Below are 3,440 nucleotides of genomic sequence, written 5' to 3'. Positions count from 1 at the left end.
TTATCTCCCTGCCCAACCTACAGGCTACAGGCTTCTTACTTCAAAACTCATTACTTATTACTCATTACTCATCTAGGTGCGTTACGGGCTTCGCCCTAACACACCCTACAACTACAACTACTTTTATCCTGTTGGGTTATCTCCCTGCCCAACCTACAGGCTACAGGCTTCTTACTTCAAAACTCATTACTCATTACTCATTACTCATTACTCATCTAGGTGCGTTACGGGCTTCGCCCTAACACACCCTACAACTACAACTACTTTTATCCTGTTGGGTTATCTCCCTGCCCAACCTACAGGCTACAGGCTTCTTACTTCAAAACTCATTACTCATTACTCATTACTCATTACTCATTACTTATTACTCATGTTTGGTGCGTTACGGCAATCCGTTATCTTATTGTGATTTCCCACAGAAATCTTCGGCTAATCCGCACCCTACTACTAGTTTGTTGGGTTTCGTTCCTCAACCCAACCTACAGGCTACTTCAAGACTTCAAGACTTCAAGACTCATTGGTAAAGATGCAAGGGAGTATGAGGCAGAAACAGCTAACAAGACATCATCAATAGACGCTGGCGCAAGGTTTTTAGTCCTATACGAGAAGTAGCAGAAATAAATATAGCATCAGGAAACTTAGTTTTAGCTAAATCAAGAGTATCTTTATCTACTTGGTCTACTTTGTTGAAAACTAACAAAACTTGATTAGATACCAAACTTATCTCCTCAATTATCTTGACAACTGATTGAATATGACTCTGCCAATCAGGATGAGATAAATCAACTAAATGCAGTAAAGCATCAGCTTCGGTGACTTCCTCTAAGGTAGCGCGAAACGCATCAACTAAAGAAGGAGGGAGTTCATGAATAAATCCCACTGTATCAGTTAAGAGAATAGTTTGACTTTCTCCACTAACAAAGTCAGTTATACTCAAACGTCTAGTAGTAGGATCTAGAGTAGCAAACAGTTGGTCTGCTGTATACACCTCCGCATTAGTTAAAGCATTAATTAAAGTAGATTTACCCGCGTTAGTATAACCGACAATCGCCACTGTAAATAACTCATCTTTTTGGCGTTTTTCCCGAAGACGTGAACGGTGAGATTGTAACTGATTTACTTCTTTTTGTAGCTTAGCTAAACGCTTTTCAATCACTCGGCGTTCTGTTTCTAGTTTAGTTTCCCCTGGACCCCTTGTACCAATTCCACCACCTAAGCGAGACATAGCTTGACCTTTTCCGGTGAGACGAGGGAGCATATATTCCATTTGGGCTAGTTCTACTTGTAGTTTTCCTGCCCTAGATTGTGCTCTTTGGGCAAAAATATCTAAGATAACTTCAGTGCGGTCTACAACTTTTACACCTATTTGTTGTTCTAGGTTGCGGGTTTGAGTAGGAGATAACTCCCGATTAAAAGCTACTAGATTTGCTCCCAGGGTTTGAGCATTTAGAGCAATTTCTTCAACCTTTCCTACTCCTACTACTGTTTGAGGATGGGCGCGAGTGCGTTTTTGGCGAATTGTGGCTAAAACTTCACCCCCGGCGCTATCTACTAAGCGTTCTAATTCTGCTAAACTAGCTTCAAATTGCCAGTCCGTCATATCTGGTGTCATTAAACCCACAATAATTACTCTTTCGTGGTCAAGGTCTACCTGTTGAGCGATATATTCCCTACGAAATTCTGATTCTAACCCCTCGACTAGTTCCAGAAAATCTTGTTTACTCAGTACATCTAAGCTGAGAGACTGAGATACTGTCCATAAAGGTTGTTCCTCTGAGTGAGATTCTGATTGGGGAATCAGATGGGCTAAATAACCTTCTTGGATATAGCCTGTGCCACCACCACCGCGGCGCTGGAATCCTCCACCAGTGAGAGTTAAAACTACTAAAGCGTCTAGTCGTTGCATCACCATCGCTGTTAGGCTAGATTGTTTGGGAGGGTCTGATTTGAGCTTAGTAGAGATACACCGAATACCTGAGAGTCTTTCTGCACCATATCTGGGTAATTCCCAGGGAGAAATTTGAGTTTGTCTCGGTGTACCTACTCCCACGCGAATCACTTGTCCCCGTCGATTAATATAGGTACAAATCTCTTGCTTAATCTCTTGACTAATTGCCCCCATTCTTTGGGCAAAGTCAAAGGTGATTACTTGGTCTCCAGGAATTTTTTGATGGTATAGACGTTGTAACTGTTTTAGTTGACTAGGTTTTAGTCCTTGTATGTTTCCGTAGATAGTATCTATAAGTCTAGTGTTAACAATTAACTACAATTTATATTTTAGCCTATTTATTATTTTCCTGGCCATAATTGTTGTTGTAGTGAACTCTAGTACCTGCCCACATTAATTTCTCCCGCAGGGTGGCATAAAAAGAATAGTTTTGACGGAGAATGATGAAGCTGGCAAAATGATTAGACATACCAATACTTACCCATTGTCCTGGCCAAATAGAAGTGGCTAAGGAACCATCTGTCCACAGTTTAGTATTTAGTTCATAGTCTTCTAAGGGCCAAATATTAACTAGGGAACGGGGTGGTAAAATTAGGGAGCGACTTGATAAGCTTAAAGGACAAATCGGGGTAACAGCAATCGCCTCCATCCCCGCATGTAAAATTGGCCCATTGGCTGATACATTGTAGCTGGTTGAACCTGTGGGTGTAGCTACTAGTAAACCATCCCCATGATATTGATCTACTATTTCTCCATCTACTTCCATTTCTAGTATAGATGTGGGCATTCTCTCAATACTTGCGGGTTTTATACACATTTCGTTGAGACAGTGATATACTTCTCCTACTGTCTCCGGCGCCTTGCGATCTCCTTCACAAATAGATGCCGCTAACATCATTCTTCTTTGTACTGCGTAGCGATCTGTTTGTAAACGCTGCCACAGTATTTCTGTATCTTTAAATGTTTCAAAGGGTTCTGTTAAAAATCCTAGATGTCCACCTACATTTACTGCTAATATTGGTATGGATTCACTGGCTAAGTGTCTCGCTGCATGTAAAGTTGTCCCATCCCCCCCTAGTACAATCGCTAGGTCTATTTTACCATTCGCTGAAGCCAGAAACACTGGATATGGATTGTCTTTGTAGCCACTAGGTCCCATCAGCACTTTGCAGTTGAGAGATTCTAACTCCTGGGAACACTTTTCTGCCCATTTTTTACTTTGGCGATCGCCTGCTTTGTGAGCAATTATTACTTGCTTTAACTCCACGGTTGTCTTTTCATCCTCTTTCTCTGGTTCAACTTTTTTTATCTTAATTTGCTAAAAACAACCACGCCATATTTTCATCAAAATTTCAACTCTTCTAGGGTAAATTTAGTAAATTTTGATTTGTCAAAATATCTTATTCCTCTATATAGTAAATTCGAGTTTACTAACCAATCTACCGCTTCTAAAAATCTACTCAAATTTACTCAAACAGCAAAATAAGACAGA

Annotated in this window: 2 protein-coding genes; both read right to left on the bottom strand. The window is 40.6% G+C overall.

Translation table 11 applies throughout. From position 1 onward, the window contains the following. Window positions 1–553: 553 nt before the first annotated feature. A complete protein-coding gene (hflX, locus tag MW688_RS05870; RefSeq protein WP_486735002.1) occupies window positions 554–2,242 on the bottom strand; it encodes a GTPase HflX in 1,689 nt (562 codons plus the stop codon). Between the two features lie 40 nt (window positions 2,243–2,282). Next, on the bottom strand, window positions 2,283–3,215 hold the full coding sequence (locus MW688_RS05865) for an NAD(+) kinase (protein ID WP_486735001.1): 933 nt from the start codon (window positions 3,213–3,215) through the stop codon (window positions 2,283–2,285). Window positions 3,216–3,440: the final 225 nt, after the last annotated feature.

The sequence above is a fragment of the Johannesbaptistia floridana genome, assembly GCF_057440575.1.
This window is presented reverse-complemented; position numbering and strand designations above follow the sequence as displayed.